This is a genomic window from Streptosporangium becharense (genome assembly GCF_014204985.1).
Lineage (GTDB): Bacteria > Actinomycetota > Actinomycetes > Streptosporangiales > Streptosporangiaceae > Streptosporangium > Streptosporangium becharense.
This window is the reverse complement of sequence record NZ_JACHMP010000001.1, coordinates 7,593,177-7,610,736: the sequence shown is the minus strand read 5'-3', so window position 1 is coordinate 7,610,736 and position 17,560 is coordinate 7,593,177. Positions and strand designations below refer to the sequence as shown.

Genomic DNA, 17,560 nt, shown 5'->3' with positions numbered 1-17,560 from the left:
TAACACTTCGCGTCACACGAATATTTAGCGTCACCAACCCATCCTGATAACCTTCTCAGGAAGCGAGAGGTGAGAGTGAACGACGAACGCGAACGACTGATCGACCAGATCGGCGAAATCCAACGCGACCTCGGACGACTCATCGTCCGACACCGCCCCACCTCACCCCTCTTCGACTCCAGCCTCACCCTGCGGCAACTCAAAGTCGTCATGATCCTCGCCTGCCAGGGATCCGCCTCGGGCCAGGACCTCGCCCACCACCTCGGCGTCGGCCTCGGCACCGTCACCGGCATCGTCGACCGCCTCGTCGGCCACGGCCTCGTCACCCGCCGCGAAGATCCCCACGACCGCCGCATCCGCCGCGTCGAACTCACCCCCGCCGGACGCACCCTCATCGAAGAGATCTCCGACGCCGGCCTCACCGACTTCCGCCACCTCCTGCAACGCCTCGACACCCCCACCCTCCACGGCCTCTCCACCGCCATGGACAAAATCCGCCAAGTCGCCGAAACCCTCTACAACGACACCCCCAACAAAACATCGGACAACCCAATCACCCAACCCCCAGAGTGATAAATTCCCCCACCATGCCCACCATGCCCACCATGCCCACCATGCCCACCGTGCCCACCATGCCCACCGGCGACCTCTTCACCCTCACCGGACGCACCGCCCTCGTCACCGGCGCCAGCTCCGGCATCGGCCACGCCATCGCCCACGCCCTCGGCAACGCCGGCGCCTCACTCATCCTCATCGCCCGCCGACCCCAACCCCTCACCGACACCCTCAACCAACTCCACGACCAAGGCATCCCCGCCGCCGCCATCACCGCCGACCTCGCCGACCCCCACGACATCACCCACATCACCCGGCAAGCCGCCACCCACTTCGGCGACATCGACATCCTCGTCAACAACGCCGCCAACAACATCCGCCACCCCATGGCAGACCTCACCCCCGACGACTACCAACAGACCATCGCCGTCAACCTCACCGCCCCCTACCTCCTCGGCCAGCACTTCGGCCCCCGCATGGCCCACCGCGGCTGGGGCCGCATCATCAACATCGGCTCCCAGCAATCCATCAGAGCCTTCGGCGACAGCGGCGCCTACGGCATCTCCAAAGCCGCCATCACCGGCCTCACCCGCTCCCAAGCCGAAGCCTGGTCACCCCACGGCGTCAACGCCAACACCATCATCCCCGGCTTCGTCCTCACCCCCCTCACCGAACCCGCCCAAGCCATCCCCGGCCGCGTCGAAGCCCTCGCCGCCCGCACCATGATCGGCCGCAACGCCACCCCCGCCGACTTCACCGGCACCGCCATCTTCCTCGCAAGCGACGCCAGCGCCTACATCACCGGCCAGACCATCTGCGTCGACGGCGGCTTCTCCGTCCACTGACCCGCCCCACCACGGACCGGACACCCACACCCCCCACACACCCGGGGCACAACCATGACCACCACCCCCAACCCCGCCAACGCCCGCCGCGCCGTCTCCTACTTCTTCATCCTCCTCGGCACCACCTCCGGCGCCTGGGCCGCCCGCATCCCCGCCGTCAAACACACCCTCCACCTCACCGACGGCCAACTCACCTACGGCCTCCTCGCCATCGCCGCCGGCCTCGTCGCCGGCATGCGCTTCGCCGGCCCCCTCACCGACCGCCTCGGCAGCGCCCGCCTCCTCCCCCCGGCAGCCATCGCCACCGCCCTCGCCATCATCCCCCCCGGCTACGCCCCCACCCTCCCCACCCTCATCGCCACCCTCTTCCTCTTCGGCCTCATCAACGCCTCCCTCGACGTCTCCATGAACGCCCACGGCCTCGAAGTCGAACGCGCCTACGGCCGCCCCATCATGTCCTCCTTCCACGCCATGTTCAGCATCGGCGGCCTCCTCGGCGCAGGCATCGGCGGCCTGTTCGCCTGGCTCGACCTCAGCGCCGGCACCACCCTCGCCGCTGTCGGCATCCCCCTCGCCCTCATCTCCCTCCACGCCGGACGCCACCTCCTCCCCCCCACCCCACGCCCCCAGCACCACAACACCACCCCACCCCGCCGCGCCCCCTGGAACGGCTGGATCACCCTCATGGGCGTCGTCGCCTTCGCCGGACTCGTCGGCGAAGGAGCCGCCAACGACTGGACCGCCGTCTACCTCTTCGAAGACCTCGGCACCTCCCAAAGCGTCGCCGCCACCGGATTCGCCGTCTTCTCCACCGCGATGACCATCGGCCGCTTCGCCGGCGACCGCCTCGCCCAGCGCCTCGGCCCCGTCCGCCTCGTCCGCTACTCCGGCATCATCGCCGCCTTCGGCCTCGGCATCGCACTACTCGTCGCCCGCGTCCCCGTCGCCATCGCCGGCTTCGCCCTGTTCGGCCTGGGCCTGGCCACCATCGTCCCGCAGGTCTTCTCCGCCGCCGGAAACCACGACCCCGACCGCGCCGGCCAGTCCATCGCCCAGGTCGCCACCGTCGGCTACGCCGGCCTCGTCGCAGGCCCCGCCATCATCGGCGGCGCCGCCGAACTCGTCGGACTGCCCACCGCCCTGGCCATCCCCGCCCTGCTGGCGGCCTTCATGGCCGCCACCGCCGGAGCGCTCCGGCCGCCGGCCCGCCCCGGCGACACAACCGACCTCTCTTGATTGTTGAGTCTTCAGTCCTTAATTAATGATCTTGTTTGACCCCTGGACGGCGCCTTTACAATGTAGATTCATAACTTTCGGAGGCGGACCGCGGAACCCGGCCCTTCAAACCATCGCGTTGCCGGTCACCGGCTGGATCACGCTCCCGCGGACAGCACCGACCACGTCTGGGCGGTACACCCGCCGACACGACGTCCTGTCGTTCGCAGCTGCTATAGATTGCGCCACCATCACCCGCCAACTCCGTGCTTGATCCGCGAGCGGCTCGAACCCGTCGGCGCACCGGCATGCCCGGCCACCGCGCGACAGAACCGGAGCGGTCGGTGCCGGCCAATGCCCGCGCCGGTCGGCACTCACCGTTACCAGCGGTCCCCACCGCCCCGACAGCGCTGCCTTGCGCTCCGGGGCCGCTCGGGAAGGGTGGGGCCCGGGAGAACACACCTCAGGCGGACCTCTCCCGGCCCTCACGTCCGCGGCCGCGGCCCTCACGCGGCACCAGGGTCGGGGTGACGTTGCCCGGCACGGTGGCCCGCTCGATCACCACGCGGGACACGTCATCCCGGCTCGGCACCTCGTACATCACGTTGAGCAGCACCTCTTCGAGGATCGCCCGCGCCGCCCGGGCACCGGTACGGCGCAGCAGCGCCTGCTCGGCGATCGCGTCGACGGCGTCCTCGGTGAACTCCAGCCCATCTCCAGCAGCCGCCGGTACTGCGCGATCAACGCATCACGCGGCTCGGTGAGGATGCGCCGCAACACGGCCCGGTCCGGAGAGCGCAGCACCGACACCACCGGAAGACGGCCGACGAACTCCGGGATCAGCCCGGACCCCAGCAGGTCCTCCGGCATCACCCCGGCGAGAGCGTCCTCCTCCCGCCCCTCCCCCGTGCGGATCGCAGCGCCGAACCCGGCGCCCGTGCGACCGGCCCGCCGCTCGACGATCCGCTCCAGACCGGCGAAGGCGCCACCGCAGACGAACAGCACGTTGGTGGTGTCGATCCGGATGAACTCCTGGTGCGGGTGCTTGCGTCCGCCCTGCTGCGGCACGTTGGCGACCGTACCCTCCAGGATCTTCAGCAGGGCCTGCTGCACGCCCTCACCGGAGACGTCCCTGGTGATCGACGGGTTCTCGCCCCTGCGGGCGATCTTGTCGACCTCGTCGATGTAGACGATGCCGGTCTCAGCCCTCCCGACGTCGTAGTCGGCGGCCTGGAGCAACCGCAGCAGGATGTTCTCACGGTCGGGCGGACCAGGCCGGCGGGATCGGCCGGGCCGGAAGGTCGGGGGATCAGACGGTCACGGGCAGCGACGCCAGACGCCAGGCTCCCGGGTCGGGAACCCGTGTCACCTCCCCCGGCGACGCGGCGAGCGCCAGACGGGGGAAGCGGCGCAGCAGCGCGGTGAGCGCGACCTCGATCTGCACCCGGGCCAGCGACGCCCCGAGACAGAAGTGGGGCCCGTGGGCGAAGCTCAGGTGCCCGGGTGCTCCGGCGGCGCGGCCGACGTCGAGCCGGTCCGGGTCGGGGTAGGCCCGCGGGTCGCGGTTGGCGGAGGCGATCACGGCGACCACGGGCTCGCCCGCGCCGATCACCATCCCCTCCACCTCGACGTCCTCACGCGCGTAACGGGGTATGGTCAGCACCTGCGGCCCGCACCAGCGCGCCAGCTCCTCGACCGCGCCGGGCATGAGACCGGGGTCGTCGCGGAGCGCGGCCAGCTGACCGGGGTGGCCGAGCAGGGCCTGCACACCGTTGGCGATGAGATGCACCGGTGTCTGCCCCGCCAGGACGAGATGCCAGACCAGGGTGACGATCTCGGCGTCGCTCAGGCGGTCCCCGTCCTCGTCGTCCTCGGCCTGGACGCGGACGAGATCGGAGACCAGGTCGTCACCGGGTTCGGCCCTGCGGCGCGCGAGGGCGGCCTTGGCCCCCTCCATGATGCCGGGCACGGCCTCGGCGAACCCCCGCCCGGATCCCGCCGCGACGGCCGCCCCGTACTCCCGCCAGCGCGGACGGTCGGACGCGGGGATGCCGACCACCTCGCAGATCACCTCGATCGGCAGGGGTCGCGCGAAGTGCGCCATCAGGTCCACCCGGCCGTCCTCCGCGTGACCGGGAAGGTCGCCGAGCAGGCTCTCGGCGATCGACTCGATCCGCGTCCGGAACCCGGCGGCACGGCGGGCGGTGAACGCGGGCGCCACCAGCCTGCGCAGCCGCGCGTGCTCAGGCCCGTGCATCTCCGCCATCGTCCGCATGTACGGCCGGCAGTCCTCCGGGACGGACGGCGGGATGAAACTCCTCGGACTCGGACCGAACCGGGCGTCGCTCAGCATCGCCCTGGCGCTGTCGTACCGCGTCAGTGCCCACATCGAGCCGAAGCCGGGAGCCAGGAGCCTGGCCAGCGGCGAGCGCTCCCGTGCCCGCCCGTAGGCGGTGAAGGGATCACGCAGCACCTCGGGATCGGCCAGGTCGATCTGAGGGACGCCGTCCGCATCCCGGCTGTCACCGGTCATGAACACTCCAGATTCCAAATGTTTAGATCAGATGATCTCATCATGTGAATGGTAACGGTATCTTGGACCGGAACAGACGGCAACGCCGGGACGAGGGGGACGATGGGCCGGCTCACCAGAGCGCAGACGCAGGAACGCAACCGCGTCAGGGTGCTGGCCGCCGCCAGGGAGGAGTTCGCCGAACGCGGCTTCCGCCACGCCAAGATCGACGCCATCGCCGAGCGCGCCGAGCTCACCCGCGGCGCGGTCTACTCCAACTTCCCCGGCAAACGGGCCCTGTACTTCGCCGTCCTCGCCGACGCCGCCGAGCACGCCCCCCAACCGCCGCACCCCGAGCCCGGGCACACCGCCCGCGACGCGCTCGCCGCGTTCGCCCGCGCCTGGATGACCCGGCTCCCCCTCGCCACCGACCCGTGGTACGACTCCGCCCGGCTCGGCATGGACCTGATGCCGGAGATCCTCGCCGACGAGCGGACCCGGCGCCCTTTCGCCCAGCTGATGAGACTCAACGCGATCCTGCTCGGACTCGCCCTCGAACGGCTGCGTCCGCCCCGCGAACCCGCCCGCCGGATGGTGCGCGTGGCCGAGGCCGCGCTCACCACCCTGCACGGCGCCGGCCAGCTGGCCGCCGCCGCCCCCGGCTTCGTCGAACCCTTCAACGTCGTCAGCGCCTGCACCCAGCTCGCCGGCCTCGATCTGGGTGACCGATGGCTGACCCCGTCCATCGTCGCGCCGACCCGGCCGGCCGACGACCCGTGGTCCCCGCCACCCGCGACCGACATGATCCACGGCGGACCCGTGCGGCTCGACGGCGACGGCGTGGTGGCGGTCCTCGGGCTGCACCGGCTCTCCGCGGCCGAGGAAGCGGTGCGCGCCGAACCGCCCGGCGCCGGCGTCACCGCCGTCATCGTCACCGGCGACCCCGGTGAGCTGGCCCCGCTGGCCCGGCTGGTCGTCGCCGACCTCCGCTCCTGCCTGCGGCAGTCCTTCCCGCCGTCGGCCTGGCCGCGGCTGAACGTGGTGTGCGACGAGACGGGCTCCCTGGCCGCGGCGGCCGGCGTGCCCGCCGTCAGCGACGCCACCGAGACCGCCGTACGCGTCCGCGCGAGCCGGATCGTCGCCCGCGCCGAGGGTTTCGGCGCCTGCCACGCGGCGGCGGCCGTCCCGCCCGATATGCCGTCCACCCGGCCCGAAGACGCCTCCGGGCGGCCGGGCGGCACCGCCGCCGACCGGTGGTCGCCCTGACGGTTCTCACCGTCGGGGCCGCCGTACCCCCCGGTGACCTGCCCGGGCAGCGGGGTGGCCCGTGGTGCACCCGGCAGGTGGTCAGGGGCCGCCGCGGAGACGGGGAGTGGATCAGGGTTGCGCGTGCCGGTCGAGGCCGAGCGTGGCGATGAGGTCCTCGTGCAGCTCGAACCAGACACGATGGCAGGAGTCGACGTCGGTGCGGTCGACCCAGGCCCCGTCCCCGGCCCGAGCGCGCGCCAGGGCCGCGGTGAACCGCGTGTCGTATCCGCGGAACCGCGCAAGGACGCTCCCGAGCCGGTCCGCGAGCGGCGTGAGCGCGCGATCGATGCCGTCGAGTTCGCAGAGGACTCCGGCGTCCCAGGCGGGATCGGAGTGGTCGTTGACGGCGAGCCGGTCGCCGGCGGTGGGCCGCAGTTGCCAGTCGGTGCAGGCTCGTAGCAGGAGGGCGTTCAGCGGCAGGAACTCGCGGTAGACGTCCCGGACCTCGTCGGCGCCGCCGACGCGTGCGAGCTCGGCCGCGAGCAGGCGTTCGTTCTCGGCCCGGCCCCGCCCGGTCAGCGACCAGCCTCCGGTGCCGGCGAAGGCGGTGTGCTCGACCCAGCCGTGAGCCTCGGCGTCGAGCAACACCTCTTGCGTCGTGGCCGCGTCGAGCCCGAACCGACGAGCGATCACCGGGGTGTCCGCGAACCCGGTGATGCGCACGGCGTGCAGGACCAGGAGATCGGGCGGAGAGTTCCGCGTCACGAGTCGGCGTCCTGGCGCGCCGTCAGGCGGGTGTACCGCTGCTGGCACGCCTGCGGGGAGTTGAACCCCATCGCGTGGGCCATCTGGGCCCAGGTCAGTCCCGCGCTCCGGGCCGTGAACAGCAGGGCGGCTTCGAGTCCTTCGACCTCGGCGCGCGCGGCGGGCAGCAGGGCGAGCGCGCTCAGGATGTCCTCCGGGCCCAGGTCGGCCCAGCGCCAGACGGCGAACTGCGCGAGGTCGACCGCCGACGGCGGAGCGGGTGAGGGCCGCCATGGGCGGGCGTCGAGCGCGTCCGCCCCCAGGCTCAGAAGACGCTCACGCGCGTCCTGCTCACGACGGGCCCGGAGGTGATCGGTGTGCACGGTGTGAGCGATGTCGTGCTTGCGTGACATGCGGCCCATGATGCACAATCAACAAAATATTGTCAATTATTTGTTGAAAGGCAGGGGCGGATGATCGTACCCCTCATGGAGGCCGTCGCCGACACCTGCGGCGGCAAGGCCGGCGCACTCGGCGCGTTGCTCCGCGCGGGCCTGCCGGTTCCCGACGGTTTCGTCGTCTCCTTCGCCGCCTACCTCGACGCCGTCCGCGACCCGGACCTCGGACGGTTCGCCGGCCGGCCGGACGATCCTGACGCGATACGGCAGGCGATCGAGGCCCGCCCGGTCCACGCCACCGTGATCGACGCGCTGGGACGAGCGCTCGACGAGCTCGGCGACCCGCCCGTCGCGGTGAGATCATCGGCGGCGAACGAGGACACCGGTCAGGCATCGGCGGCCGGTCAGCATGAGAGCTTCCTCGCCGTGCACGGAGTCAGCGAGGTCGCCGAGGCCGTACGCGCCTGCTGGGCCTCCCTGTTCTCCCCACGCGCCGTCGACTACCGGGACGCCTCCGTCCGCGCCGACCAGCCGTCCGACGATCTCATGATGGCCGTCATCGTCCAACGCCACCTGGACGCCGAGGCGTCCGGGGTCATGTTCACACCCGCGGACCCGGACGACCCCACCCGGATCGAGGCGTCCTGGGGCCTCGGCCCCAGCGTCGTCGAGGGCAAGGTCACCCCCGACGCCTACCGCGTCACCGGCGACAGGTCGGTCACACGCGCCGTCGCGGACAAACGAACCCGCCTCGACCGGCGCGGCACGCGGCTCGTCATCCGCGACGTTCCCACCCGCATCCGGAACCAACCGGCGATCGACGACGCGACCGCCACCCGGCTCGCCGGACTGGGCAAGGAGATCGCCGCCCTACTCGGTGGACCACAGGACATCGAGTGGGCGATCGCCGACGGCCGCACCTGGATTCTGCAGGCACGACCGGTCACCGCCGCCCCCCCACCGGCATCGCCTCGCGGCACCTGCGACACCCCTGCCGCCGCACTCACCGGAACACCGGGCAGCCGCGGGATCGTGACCGGCATCGCGAGGATCGTCCGCGGTCCCGGCGACTTCGCGCGCGTACGCCCAGGCGACATCCTCGTCTGCCCCTTCACCGACCCCGCCTGGACACCGCTGCTGCGCATCGCCGCCGGCGTCGTCACCGAAACCGGAGGCGTGCTCTCCCACGCCGCGATCGTCGCCCGCGAGCACGCCATCCCCGCCGTCCTCGGCGTCCCGGACGCGACCGGCAGGCTCCACGACGACACCGTCATCACCGTCGACGGCACCACCGGCACCGTCACGGCCACGAATGCGTGACCGATCACCTCCCTCCCCACCCGGGCACCCCGCCGCCGAACCCACACCCACGGATCGAAAGAGGACGGGAAGCGGGCCCGCACGGACACCGCCTCCCTGACCACTGATGACGACACGACACCTCTACCTGGCACGCCACGGCGCCGCAGACGCCTTCGGGGAGCTCACCGGCACCGGACGCCGGCAGGCGAGCCTGCTGGGCGAACGACTCGCCGGCATACCGGTCGACGCCGTTTGGCACTCTCCGCTGCCACGCGCGGCGGCCAGCGCGCACGAACTCGCCCGGCACCTGCCGGACGTGCCCGTGGCCGAGGCCGCCGAACTCGTCGACCACGTGCCCTACGTTCCCAGCGCGGCCGAGACACCCCCGTCCTGGGCCGGCTTCTTCGACGGCTACGACGACACCGAGGCGGCCTCGGGCCACAGGCTCGCAGAGGCCCTGGTCGCCCGGTTCGCGAAGGCCCCCGGCACCACGGAAGGGGCCCGGCCCGGCACACACGACGTCCTGGTGACGCACGCCTGCCAGATCGCATGGCTGGTGCGGCACGCGCTGGACGCGCCGCCGTCCCGGTGGCTCGGGCTGAACAGCGCCAACGCCGCACTGACGGTCATCGAGTACCGCGACGGCCTGCCGCCCACGATCGTGATGTTCAACGACATGAGCCACCTCCCGCCCGACCTGCGCTGGACCGGGTTCCCCGCCGAAGGCGTGCGGCCGTGAAGTGCCCCCTGCCGCCCGTACGCATCCCTCGGCCACGTGACCGCCCGGCTGCCACACCCTCGGCGCGGCCGTCGACTGAACGTGCCGGGCACCTGTGTCGGGTTGTGACTTTTCACAAGCCGACGCCTTTACGATGTAGATCAACTTAGGTGGTCGACCAGGAGCCGGGTGATCTCCTCGGGGCGTTCCATGCTCGGCAGGTGACCGGCCCAGTCGAGGTCGATCAGCGTCGCCGCGGCCAGGTGGTCGGCCAGGTGGCGGGCCACCGCCCGGAAGTACGGCAGGTCGTGGCCCCCGGTCACCACCACCGCCGGCGCGGTCACCGCGGCCAGGTCGATCTCCCCCTCCAGCTGGGACGGCTCGGGGTCGGCGGCCAGCTGGACCGTGAAGGAGTGGCGCTGCATCTCCATCTGCCGGGCTCGGGCCTGCGGGCCTGCCTCCGGGCCGAGCCAGGTGCGGGCGTTCAGCTCGACCGCCGCCTCGATCTCGCCCGCCTCCAGCAGCCGGTCCTCCTCGGCGCCGAAGGCGGCCAGGTCGGGCGTGGCCGGCAGCCCGCAGCCGGGATTGAGCAGCACCAGCCGGGAGACCAGAGCGGGATGGGCGGTGGCCAGCTCCAGCGCCACCCGCCCGCCGTAGGAGGAGCCCACCAGCGCCACCCGGGTCAGGCCGAGCCCGGCGAGCAGCTCCGCCACGTCACCGGAGTCGGTGTAGGGCCGCTCCGCCGCGTACGGCGTGCGGCCATACCCCCGGAAGTCAGGGCGGATCACCCGGAACCCGGCGGTCAGCAGCTCCCACTGCGGGTCCCACATCCGCGAGTCGGCGGCACTGGAGTGCAGCAGCACCACCGGGTCGCCCGCTCCCCCGTCGTCGTACGCCAGTGTCATCGGCCCTCCCCCGCCGCCGCGCACGGAGCGGCCCCGGCAGCGGGCACCCGGCGGGGTATCAGCGCGGCGCGGCGGCGGGGGATCGTCATCAGGGGCGGGCAGGTGCCCGCGAAGGTGAGAACAGACATCCCCTCATCGTCACAGGGGCGCTCACCGCGCACAATCGATTAACCCGGCCGCTCGCCGTACAACGCGGCCAGGCGCACGGCGGTGGCGGCCATCGCCTCGCGCAGCTCGGGCGGTCCGAGGACCTCGACGTCGGCGCCCAGGCGCAGCAGCAGCCAGTGGGCGTGCCGGGTCGACTCGACCGGCAGGCGCAGCGTCACCCAGCCGTCGTCGCCGGGCGGGCCCGCCGCGGCCAGCGCCGCGTCGGTGAGCTCGGCGCCCACGGTGTGGCGCAGCAGGCCCTCGGTGCCGGGGGCCACCCGCACCAGGGCCTCCCCGGTGTGCATCCGTTCGCGGAACTCGGCCGCGTACCGGCTCCAGAACCCGGCCAGGTCGAAGTCCGCCGGGCGTTCGAAGCGGTCGGCGAGCAGTTCGGCGGCCACGATCCGCGACACCCGGTAGGTGCGCGGCTCTCCCTCCCCGGCGAAGGCGATCATGTACCACGCCCCGCCCTTGAGGACCAGCCCGTACGGGTGGACCAGGCGCTCGACCTCGCGTGGACCCCAGCGGCGGTAGGTCATGCGCAGCGGGCGCTGCTCCCACACCGCCTCGGCGACCTCCCCGAGGAAGGGGACGGGGTCCGCGTCGCGGTACCAGCCCGGGACGTCCAGGTGGAAGCGCTCGCGCATCCGGGTCGCGTGTGAGCGCGGCTCCGGGGGAAGCGCGGCCAGCACCTTCAGCTCGGCGGTGGCCGCGACCTCGGCCAGGCCCAGCTCCGCGGCGGGGCCGGGCAGTCCGGCGAGGAACAGCGAGGACGCCTCCTCGGCGGTCAGCCCGTTCAGGCGGGTGCGGTAACCGTCGAGCAGGCGGTAGCCCCCGGCGGGGCCCCGGTCGGCGTAGACCGGCACGCCGGCCGACGACAGGGCCTCCACGTCGCGGTAGACCGTGCGGACGGAGACCTCCAGCTCCCCGGCCAGCTCGGGGGCCGTCATCCGGCCCCTGGTCTGCAGGAGCAGCAACAGTGACAGCAGACGGCTGGCGCGCATGACGACCATTGTCCCGCACGTTGCGAACTCACATGGACTGTGTTCAAATGAACACATGGAAGGTAACGATCGGATCCGCGCGATCATGTCCGCGCTGCGCACCAGCGACGTCGTCTCGGTGGCCGAGCTGGCGGTCGAGCACGCGGTGTCGGAGATGACCATCCGTCGCGACCTCGACGAGCTGGCCCAGCAGGGTGTGGTCAGGCGGGTGCGCGGCGGCGCGGTGAGCCTGCTGCTGCGCGGCGAGGAGCCTCCCTTCGGGGTCCGCGAGCGTGAGGCGACGGAGGTCAAGCGGCGGATCGCCGCCGAGGTCGCGGCCCTGCTCGCCGACGGCGAGGCCGTGCTACTCGACAGCGGCACCACCACCCTGGAGGTGGCCCGCGCGATCCGTCACCGCCGGCTGACGGTCATGCCGCTCTCCCTGCAGTCCGCCACCGAGCTCAGCGGGGCGTCGCGCGTCCGCCTGGTGCTGCCCGGCGGCGAGGTCCGGCCTGGAGAGCTCAGCTTCACCGGCCCGCTGACCGAAGGCGCCATCCGCGCGCTGCGCTTCGACACCGTGGTCATCGGCTGTTGCGGCCTGTCCGCCCGGCACGGTCTCACCGCTCACGACCTGGCCGACGTCGCCGTCAAGCAGGCCGCCATCGCCTCGGCCCGGCGTGTGGTCGCCGCCACCGACTCCGGCAAGTTCACCCGCACCGCCTTCGGCGCGGTCTGCCCGCTCGACCGCCTCGACGTGGTCGTCACCGACACCGGCCTGCCCCCGGCCGAGCACGATGCCATGACCGCCGCCGGCGTCACCGTCCGCACCGTCTGAACATCACGGCCCGCAGGTCACGTCCGAGTCCGGAAGTCACCGCCTGAGTCAGAGATCACCGCCCGGGCCCGGAAGTCACCGCCGGACGCGGGCGTCCGCACGCAGCCATCCGCCTACCACCGCCCGGACACCACCGCCCGGACGCGTGGGCCGCTACGCCGCCCGAGACCGCGGGCCGGCGCGTTCCCGAATCGGAGCCCCTCAGCGATGCGCGACACCACTCTCGACCGAAGCGCGCTCGTCCGCGGCCGGGTCGCGGTCTGCCTGCTCTTCCTGCTCTCCGGCATGGCCATCGGCACCTGGACCTCGCGGATCCCCTCGATCAAACAGAGCCTGGGGCTGAGCGACGGCCAGTTCGGCATCGCGCTGCTCGGCATCGCCGCCGGCGCCATCTGCGGCATGCAGGCGGTCGGCCGCCTCGTCGATCGCCACGGCAGCGTCCGGGTGATGACGCCGATGGCCTTCGCCCAGGCCGTCGTGCTGGTCCTGCCCGCCTGGATGCCGAACCTGACGGGCCTGGCCGTCGCCCTGTTCCTCTTCGGCGCGGTGCACGGCGTCCTCGACGTGGCGATGAACGCCAACGGCGTCGAGGTCGAACGGGTCGCCGACCGGCCGATGATGTCCTCCTTCCACGCGGTGTTCAGCGTCGGCGGCTTCCTGGGCTCGACCGGCGGAGGGCTGCTCGCCCACGCCGCGTTCGGCGTCGCGGCCACGTTCGCGACGGGCGCCGCCGTGATGATCGCGCTCGCGCTGTGGGCGGCGCGCTGGGCGCTCACCGTCACCCCGCCCTCCCCGGTCCCCTCGGCTTCCCCGCCTCCCCCGGGCGGCGACGCCCCGGCGGGCCCCAAGACCATCGCGGCCGCGGCCGGCGACGGCGCGGGCAAAGGGGGCGGGGCCCGTGGCGGGGTGCTGCTCCTGGGCGTGCTCGCCTTCTGCTGCATGATCGGCGAAGGCGCAACCGCCGACTGGAGCTCGGTCTACCTGCGCGAGGACCTGGGCAGCTCCCCCGGGTTCGCCCCGGCCGCCTACGCGGCCTTCTCCGTCATGATGACGGCCGGCCGCCTGATCGGAGACCGGCTCGCCGCCCGGATCGGCCCGGTGACCCTGGTGCGGGCGTGCGCCGCGCTGGCCGCGAGCGGCCTCGGCCTGGCGCTGCCGGCCGGTCATGAGATCGCCGCGGTGGTCGGCTTCGGCTGCTTCGGCGCGGGCCTGTCATGCATCGTCCCGCAGGTCTTCTCCGCGGCCGGCCGGCGCGATCCGGCCCGCGCCGGGCGGGCACTGGCCCGGGTGGCCAGTCTGGGCTACGCGGGCTTCCTGGCCGGGCCCGTCCTGATCGGCGGCGTCGCGGAGCTGTTGGGCCTGCCCCGGGCTCTGGCCGTTCCCGCGTTGCTGGCCCTGTTCGTGGCGGTGGCGGCGGGTACGCTCCGCACCGCACCCCTTTACAAAGTAGATTCACTCTAGGCGAGGAACCGCTCGTACCCCAGCTTGGCCACCATCACGACGACCACGCACAGCAGCACGATCCGCACGAAGGCGGCGCCCCGGCGCAGGGCCATCCGGGCGCCCAGCTGGGCTCCGGCGACGTTGAAGACGGCCATGGCCAGGCCGAGCCACCACAGCACGTGCCCCTGGTAGCCGAAGACCAGCAGGGCCCCCAGATTCGTGCACCCGTTCACGATTTTCGCGTGGGCGGAGCCCGCGACGAAGTCCAGCCCGAGGATCACGGTGAACGCGATGATGAGGAAGGTCCCGGTGCCCGGCCCCAGGATGCCGTCGTAGAAGGCGACGCCGCCGCCGGTGACGGCGATCGCCGCCGCCAGCCGGGCACCGGTGCGCGGGTGCGGATGGGGCAGGGCGCCCAGGCCCGGCCGGAGGGTGACGAACAGCCCGACCCCCAGCAGGGCGGCCATGACGAGCGGGAGCAACGCGTCCCGGGAGATCGCCGCGGCGCAGGCCGCGCCGAGCCCGGCGAAGACCACCGCACCCAGCCCCGCCGGGATCGCCACCGAGGCGTCGATCTTGGTGGTCCTGGCGTAGGCGACGGCGGCCGAGGCGGTGCCGACCAGGGAGGCGAGCTTGTTGGTGGCCAGCGCCTGGACCGGCGGGACCCCGGCCACCAGGAGCGCGGGAAGCTGGAGCAACCCTCCCCCGCCGACCACGGCGTCGACCCATCCCGCCCCGGCCGCCGCCACGAGCAGCAGGACGATCTGTGCCATCTCCACGCCGAACCCCCCGATCGTCCGCCTGACCCGCAGAGCGTACCGGCCCTTCGGCCGCGTGTTCCGCCCGGCGATGCGGCACGGGAGGAGCCGGGGCGGCCCGCGGGAGGGTCAGGCGGAGATGATCCGGCGGACCGCGGCCCTGACGTCGTCGGCGTCCATCGGGTCCGGGTCGAGCGCGCGGTGCAGGGCCAGGCCCTCGATGAGGGCGTCCAGGTAGCGGGCGGTGGGCACGTCGAAGTGCCGCTCCAGCGCTCGGCGGCTGCGTGCCATCCACGTCCGGGTCACCTCGCGCAGGGCCGGGTCGCGGGCGGCCAGGGTGTAGAGCTCGCAGGTCAGCACCACGTCCCGGGGTGAGCCGGACAGGTCCTCGGTGATGAGGGCGACGACCGCCTCCCCGGCCTCCCCCGGGTCTCCGGCGGCGGCCAGCCGGGTGTCGAACCGGTCGGCGACGCGGTCGGCCAGCCGGGTGAAGGCCAGGACGAGCAGCTCGCCCATGCCGGCGAAGTGGTAGGTCATCGATCCCAGCGGCACGTCCGCGGCTTCGGCGATCCTCCGGTGCGAGGCACCCGCGACACCGTGGGCGGCGATGACGTCCAGCGTGACGTCGATGATCCGGTCGCGACGGCCGGGGTCGAACCGCCGGCCGGGTGGTGCCGGGGGTGTCCCGGCCGTCTTCTCTGCGGTCACAGGTGGCGGACCACCTTGGCCGGGGTGCCCACCGCGACGACGCCCTCCGGGACGTCTCCGGTGACGACGGCGCCCGCGCCGATGACGCTGTTCGCGCCGATGGTGACCCCGGCCAGCACGATGGCGCCGCCGCCGAGCCAGACGTTGTCCCCGATCACGATCGGCGCGGCCGACTCCAGCTTGGCGCGCCGCCGCCCGGGGTCCAGCGGGTGGGTGGGGGTGAGCAACTGCACGTGCGGGCCGATCTGCACGTCGGCACCGATGGTGATGGGGGCCACGTCCAGGGCGGTCAGCCCGAAGTTGGCGAAGCTGCCCGGGCCGACGGTGATGTGCGAGCCGTAGTCGACGTACAACGGGGGCCGGATGTGGGCGTCCGGGGCGATCGAGCCGAGCAGGTCCTCCAGGACGAGGCGGGCGGCGGCCGGGTCGGCCGGGTAGAGCTCGCCGTAGCGGTGCGCCAGGACGGCCGCGCGGCCGAGGGCGGCCTGCAGCTCGGGGTCGTCGGCGATGTAGAGGTCACCGGCGATCATGCGTTCCCAGTTGGTACGCGGATCGCCGGGGAAGAGGTCAGTCATGCGTACGATCGTACCCATTATGTGGACGATCGTACGCATCGACCGGGGTCAGGCCCCCTGGAGCCAGACGGCCGTGTCGGAGGGCAGCCGGTCGCCGTCGAGCGGGCCGCTGGCGAGCAGGACCGACTCGTGCGCGGGCAGGTCCACCGGCCCGGCCCCCAGGTTGACCGCGCAGACCAGCCCCGACTCCCGGCGGAAGGCCAGCACGGCGTCCGGCGCGTCGAGCCAGGTCATCGCGCCGTCGCCGAGGAGCGCGCGGCGCAGGTGCAGCGCGGTGCGGTACAGGGTGAGCATGGACGCCGGGTCGGCGAACTGCACCTCGGTCGTCAGCGCCTTCCACTCCGGAGGCTGCGGCAGCCACGGCTCCCCGGCGCCGAACCCGAACGGCGGCTCGTCGCCGGACCACGGCAGCGGCACCCGGCAGCCGTCACGCCCCAGGTCGGTGTGACCGGAACGGAACCAGATCGGGTCCTGGCGGGCCTCGTCGGGCAGATCCTCCACCTCCGGCAGGCCCAGTTCCTCCCCCTGGTAGACGTACAGCGCACCCGGCAGCGCCATCGCCAGCAGCGCCGCCGCCCGTGCCCGCCGCTCCCCCAGCACCGGGTCGGACGGCATGCCGTGCTTGCGGTCGGCGTGGTCGAAGGAGGTGTCGGCCCTGCCGTACCTGGTCACCGGGCGGGTCACGTCGTGGTTGGACAGCACCCAGGTCGGCGGTGCCCCCAGCGGGACGTGCGTGGCCAGGGTGGTGTCGATCGAACGGCGCAGCGCGTCCGGGTCCCAGGGACAGGCCAGGAAGTCGAAATTGAACGCGGTGTGCATCTCGTCGGGACGCAGGTAGCGGGCGAACCGCTCCTGGTCGGGCAGCCACACCTCGCCGATGAGGATCCGGCCGCCGTAGTCGTCGGCGATCCGGCGCCAGCCGCGGTAGATCTCGTGCACCCCGTCGTGGTCGGTGTAGGACTCCTCCGCGCTGCCGAGGTCCTTGATCAGCACGGCGGCCGAGTCGACGCGGATGCCGTCCACGCCGCGGTCGAACCAGAAGCGCAGCACGTCGTGGAACTCGGTGACGACCTCCGGGTTGGTCCAGTTGAAGTCGGGCTGCTCGGGTGCGAACAGGTGCAGGTACCACTCCCCGTCGGGGACGCGGGTCCAGGCCGGTCCGCCGAAGATCGACTGCCAGTCGTTGGGGGGCAGCTCGCCGCTCTCGCCCCGTCCGGCGCGGAACAGGAACCGCTCCCGCTCGGCGGAGCCCGGCCCGGCCCGCAACGCCCGGACGAACCACTCCTGCCGGTCGGAACCATGGTTGGGCACGATGTCGATGATCGTCTTGATGCCCAGCCCGTGTGCCTCGGCGATGAACGTCTCGGCCTCGGCGAGGGTGCCGAAGGCCGGTTCGATGTCGCGGTAGTCGGCGACGTCGTAGCCGCCGTCGGCCATCGGCGAGGGGTACCAGGGGTTGAGCCAGATCGCGCCGACGCCCAGGTCCGCGAGGTAGGGCAGGCGTGCGCGCAGGCCCGCCAGGTCGCCGACGCCGTCGCCGTTGCCGTCGGCGAAGCTGCGCAGGTAGACCTGGTAGATCGCGGCTCCCCGCCACCACGTCTCGGGGTCCGGGGTCACTGTCGGGAAGGCACTGCCGGACATGATGGAGGAACTCCTTGTGGTTGGGGAC

The 17,560-nt window shown here is 72.7% G+C and carries 17 protein-coding genes and 1 pseudogene; 8 read left to right on the top strand and 10 right to left on the bottom strand.

The features are described from left to right. The first annotated feature begins 75 nt into the window (after positions 1-75). The 3 genes from F4562_RS32845 to F4562_RS32835 are packed head-to-tail and all read left to right on the top strand — an operon-like array spanning position 76 to position 2,636. Complete coding sequence (locus tag F4562_RS32845) at positions 76-573, top strand: MarR family winged helix-turn-helix transcriptional regulator (protein WP_311734230.1); 498 nt, start codon at positions 76-78, stop codon at positions 571-573. Positions 574-587: 14 nt separating this feature from the next. Further along, positions 588-1,400 (top strand): SDR family NAD(P)-dependent oxidoreductase, encoded by an 813-nt coding sequence (locus F4562_RS32840; RefSeq protein ID WP_246473622.1) that lies wholly within the window; start codon positions 588-590, stop codon positions 1,398-1,400. A 54-nt stretch (positions 1,401-1,454) separates the two neighbouring features. After that, on the top strand, positions 1,455-2,636 hold the full coding sequence (locus F4562_RS32835; RefSeq protein ID WP_184546647.1) for an MFS transporter: 1,182 nt from the start codon (positions 1,455-1,457) through the stop codon (positions 2,634-2,636). 442 nt (positions 2,637-3,078) lie between these two features. Here F4562_RS32835 and F4562_RS32830 read toward each other — a convergent pair. Both F4562_RS32830 and F4562_RS32825 read right to left on the bottom strand, forming a co-directional pair. After that, positions 3,079-3,878 (bottom strand): annotated as a pseudogene (locus F4562_RS32830) (AAA family ATPase); the annotation flags it as partial. A gap of 46 nt (positions 3,879-3,924) precedes the next feature. After that, positions 3,925-5,148, bottom strand: coding sequence for a cytochrome P450 family protein (locus tag F4562_RS32825; protein ID WP_184546648.1), 1,224 nt, complete (start codon positions 5,146-5,148; stop codon positions 3,925-3,927). 102 nt (positions 5,149-5,250) lie between these two features. Between F4562_RS32825 and F4562_RS32820 the strand changes: the two genes are divergently transcribed. Further along, the gene (locus F4562_RS32820; RefSeq protein ID WP_184546827.1) at positions 5,251-6,393 is read left to right on the top strand and encodes a TetR/AcrR family transcriptional regulator; all 1,143 of its coding nucleotides are present in this window, start codon (positions 5,251-5,253) and stop codon (positions 6,391-6,393) included. Between the two features lie 111 nt (positions 6,394-6,504). Here the strand turns inward: F4562_RS32820 and F4562_RS32815 are convergent, their stop codons facing one another. Together F4562_RS32815 and F4562_RS32810 are read right to left on the bottom strand one after the other, a co-directional pair. Further along, positions 6,505-7,140, bottom strand: a complete 636-nt coding sequence (locus F4562_RS32815) for a transcriptional regulator (RefSeq protein ID WP_184546650.1) — start codon at positions 7,138-7,140, stop codon at positions 6,505-6,507. Continuing rightward, complete coding sequence (locus F4562_RS32810) at positions 7,137-7,532, bottom strand: DNA-binding protein (protein WP_184546652.1); 396 nt, start codon at positions 7,530-7,532, stop codon at positions 7,137-7,139. Before F4562_RS32810 ends, F4562_RS32815 begins: the two co-directional genes overlap by 4 nt. 60 nt (positions 7,533-7,592) lie before the next feature. On the opposite strand from F4562_RS32810, the gene F4562_RS32805 reads away from it, so the two are divergent. Beyond that, positions 7,593-8,837: a PEP/pyruvate-binding domain-containing protein gene (locus tag F4562_RS32805; RefSeq protein ID WP_184546654.1), complete on the top strand. Its 1,245-nt coding sequence runs from the start codon at positions 7,593-7,595 to the stop codon at positions 8,835-8,837. 106 nt (positions 8,838-8,943) lie between these two features. After that, entirely contained in the window at positions 8,944-9,558 is a 615-nt protein-coding gene (locus tag F4562_RS32800; RefSeq protein ID WP_184546656.1) for a histidine phosphatase family protein, read from the top strand. 140 nt (positions 9,559-9,698) lie between these two features. On the opposite strand, the gene F4562_RS32795 is transcribed toward F4562_RS32800, so the two are convergent. Both F4562_RS32795 and F4562_RS32790 read right to left on the bottom strand, forming a co-directional pair. Further along, entirely contained in the window at positions 9,699-10,442 is a 744-nt protein-coding gene (locus F4562_RS32795) for an alpha/beta fold hydrolase (protein ID WP_184546658.1), read from the bottom strand. 167 nt (positions 10,443-10,609) lie between these two features. Then, positions 10,610-11,593, bottom strand: coding sequence for a helix-turn-helix transcriptional regulator (locus F4562_RS32790; protein WP_184546660.1), 984 nt, complete (start codon positions 11,591-11,593; stop codon positions 10,610-10,612). A gap of 55 nt (positions 11,594-11,648) precedes the next feature. Between F4562_RS32790 and F4562_RS32785 the strand changes: the two genes are divergently transcribed. Both F4562_RS32785 and F4562_RS32780 read left to right on the top strand, forming a co-directional pair. Continuing rightward, complete coding sequence (locus F4562_RS32785) at positions 11,649-12,407, top strand: DeoR/GlpR family DNA-binding transcription regulator (protein ID WP_184546662.1); 759 nt, start codon at positions 11,649-11,651, stop codon at positions 12,405-12,407. 207 nt (positions 12,408-12,614) lie between these two features. Then, the gene (locus F4562_RS32780) at positions 12,615-13,868 is read left to right on the top strand and encodes an MFS transporter (protein WP_184546664.1); all 1,254 of its coding nucleotides are present in this window, start codon (positions 12,615-12,617) and stop codon (positions 13,866-13,868) included. On the opposite strand, the gene F4562_RS32775 is transcribed toward F4562_RS32780, so the two are convergent. From F4562_RS32775 to F4562_RS32760, 4 genes are all read right to left on the bottom strand, one after another. Beyond that, entirely contained in the window at positions 13,865-14,623 is a 759-nt protein-coding gene (locus F4562_RS32775; protein WP_184546666.1) for a TSUP family transporter, read from the bottom strand. The two genes, F4562_RS32780 and F4562_RS32775, sit on opposite strands and share 4 nt — an antisense overlap. 114 nt (positions 14,624-14,737) lie before the next feature. Further along, the gene (locus tag F4562_RS32770) at positions 14,738-15,316 is read right to left on the bottom strand and encodes a TetR/AcrR family transcriptional regulator (RefSeq protein WP_184546669.1); all 579 of its coding nucleotides are present in this window, start codon (positions 15,314-15,316) and stop codon (positions 14,738-14,740) included. After that, entirely contained in the window at positions 15,313-15,891 is a 579-nt protein-coding gene (locus tag F4562_RS32765; protein ID WP_184546671.1) for a sugar O-acetyltransferase, read from the bottom strand. The genes F4562_RS32770 and F4562_RS32765 overlap by 4 nt, the downstream gene beginning before the upstream one ends. 48 nt (positions 15,892-15,939) lie before the next feature. Continuing rightward, positions 15,940-17,532 carry a glycoside hydrolase family 13 protein gene (locus F4562_RS32760; RefSeq protein ID WP_184546673.1) on the bottom strand — a complete coding sequence of 531 codons (1,593 nt, stop codon included), beginning with the start codon at positions 17,530-17,532 and terminating at the stop codon, positions 15,940-15,942. Between the last annotated feature and the right edge of the window lie 28 nt (positions 17,533-17,560).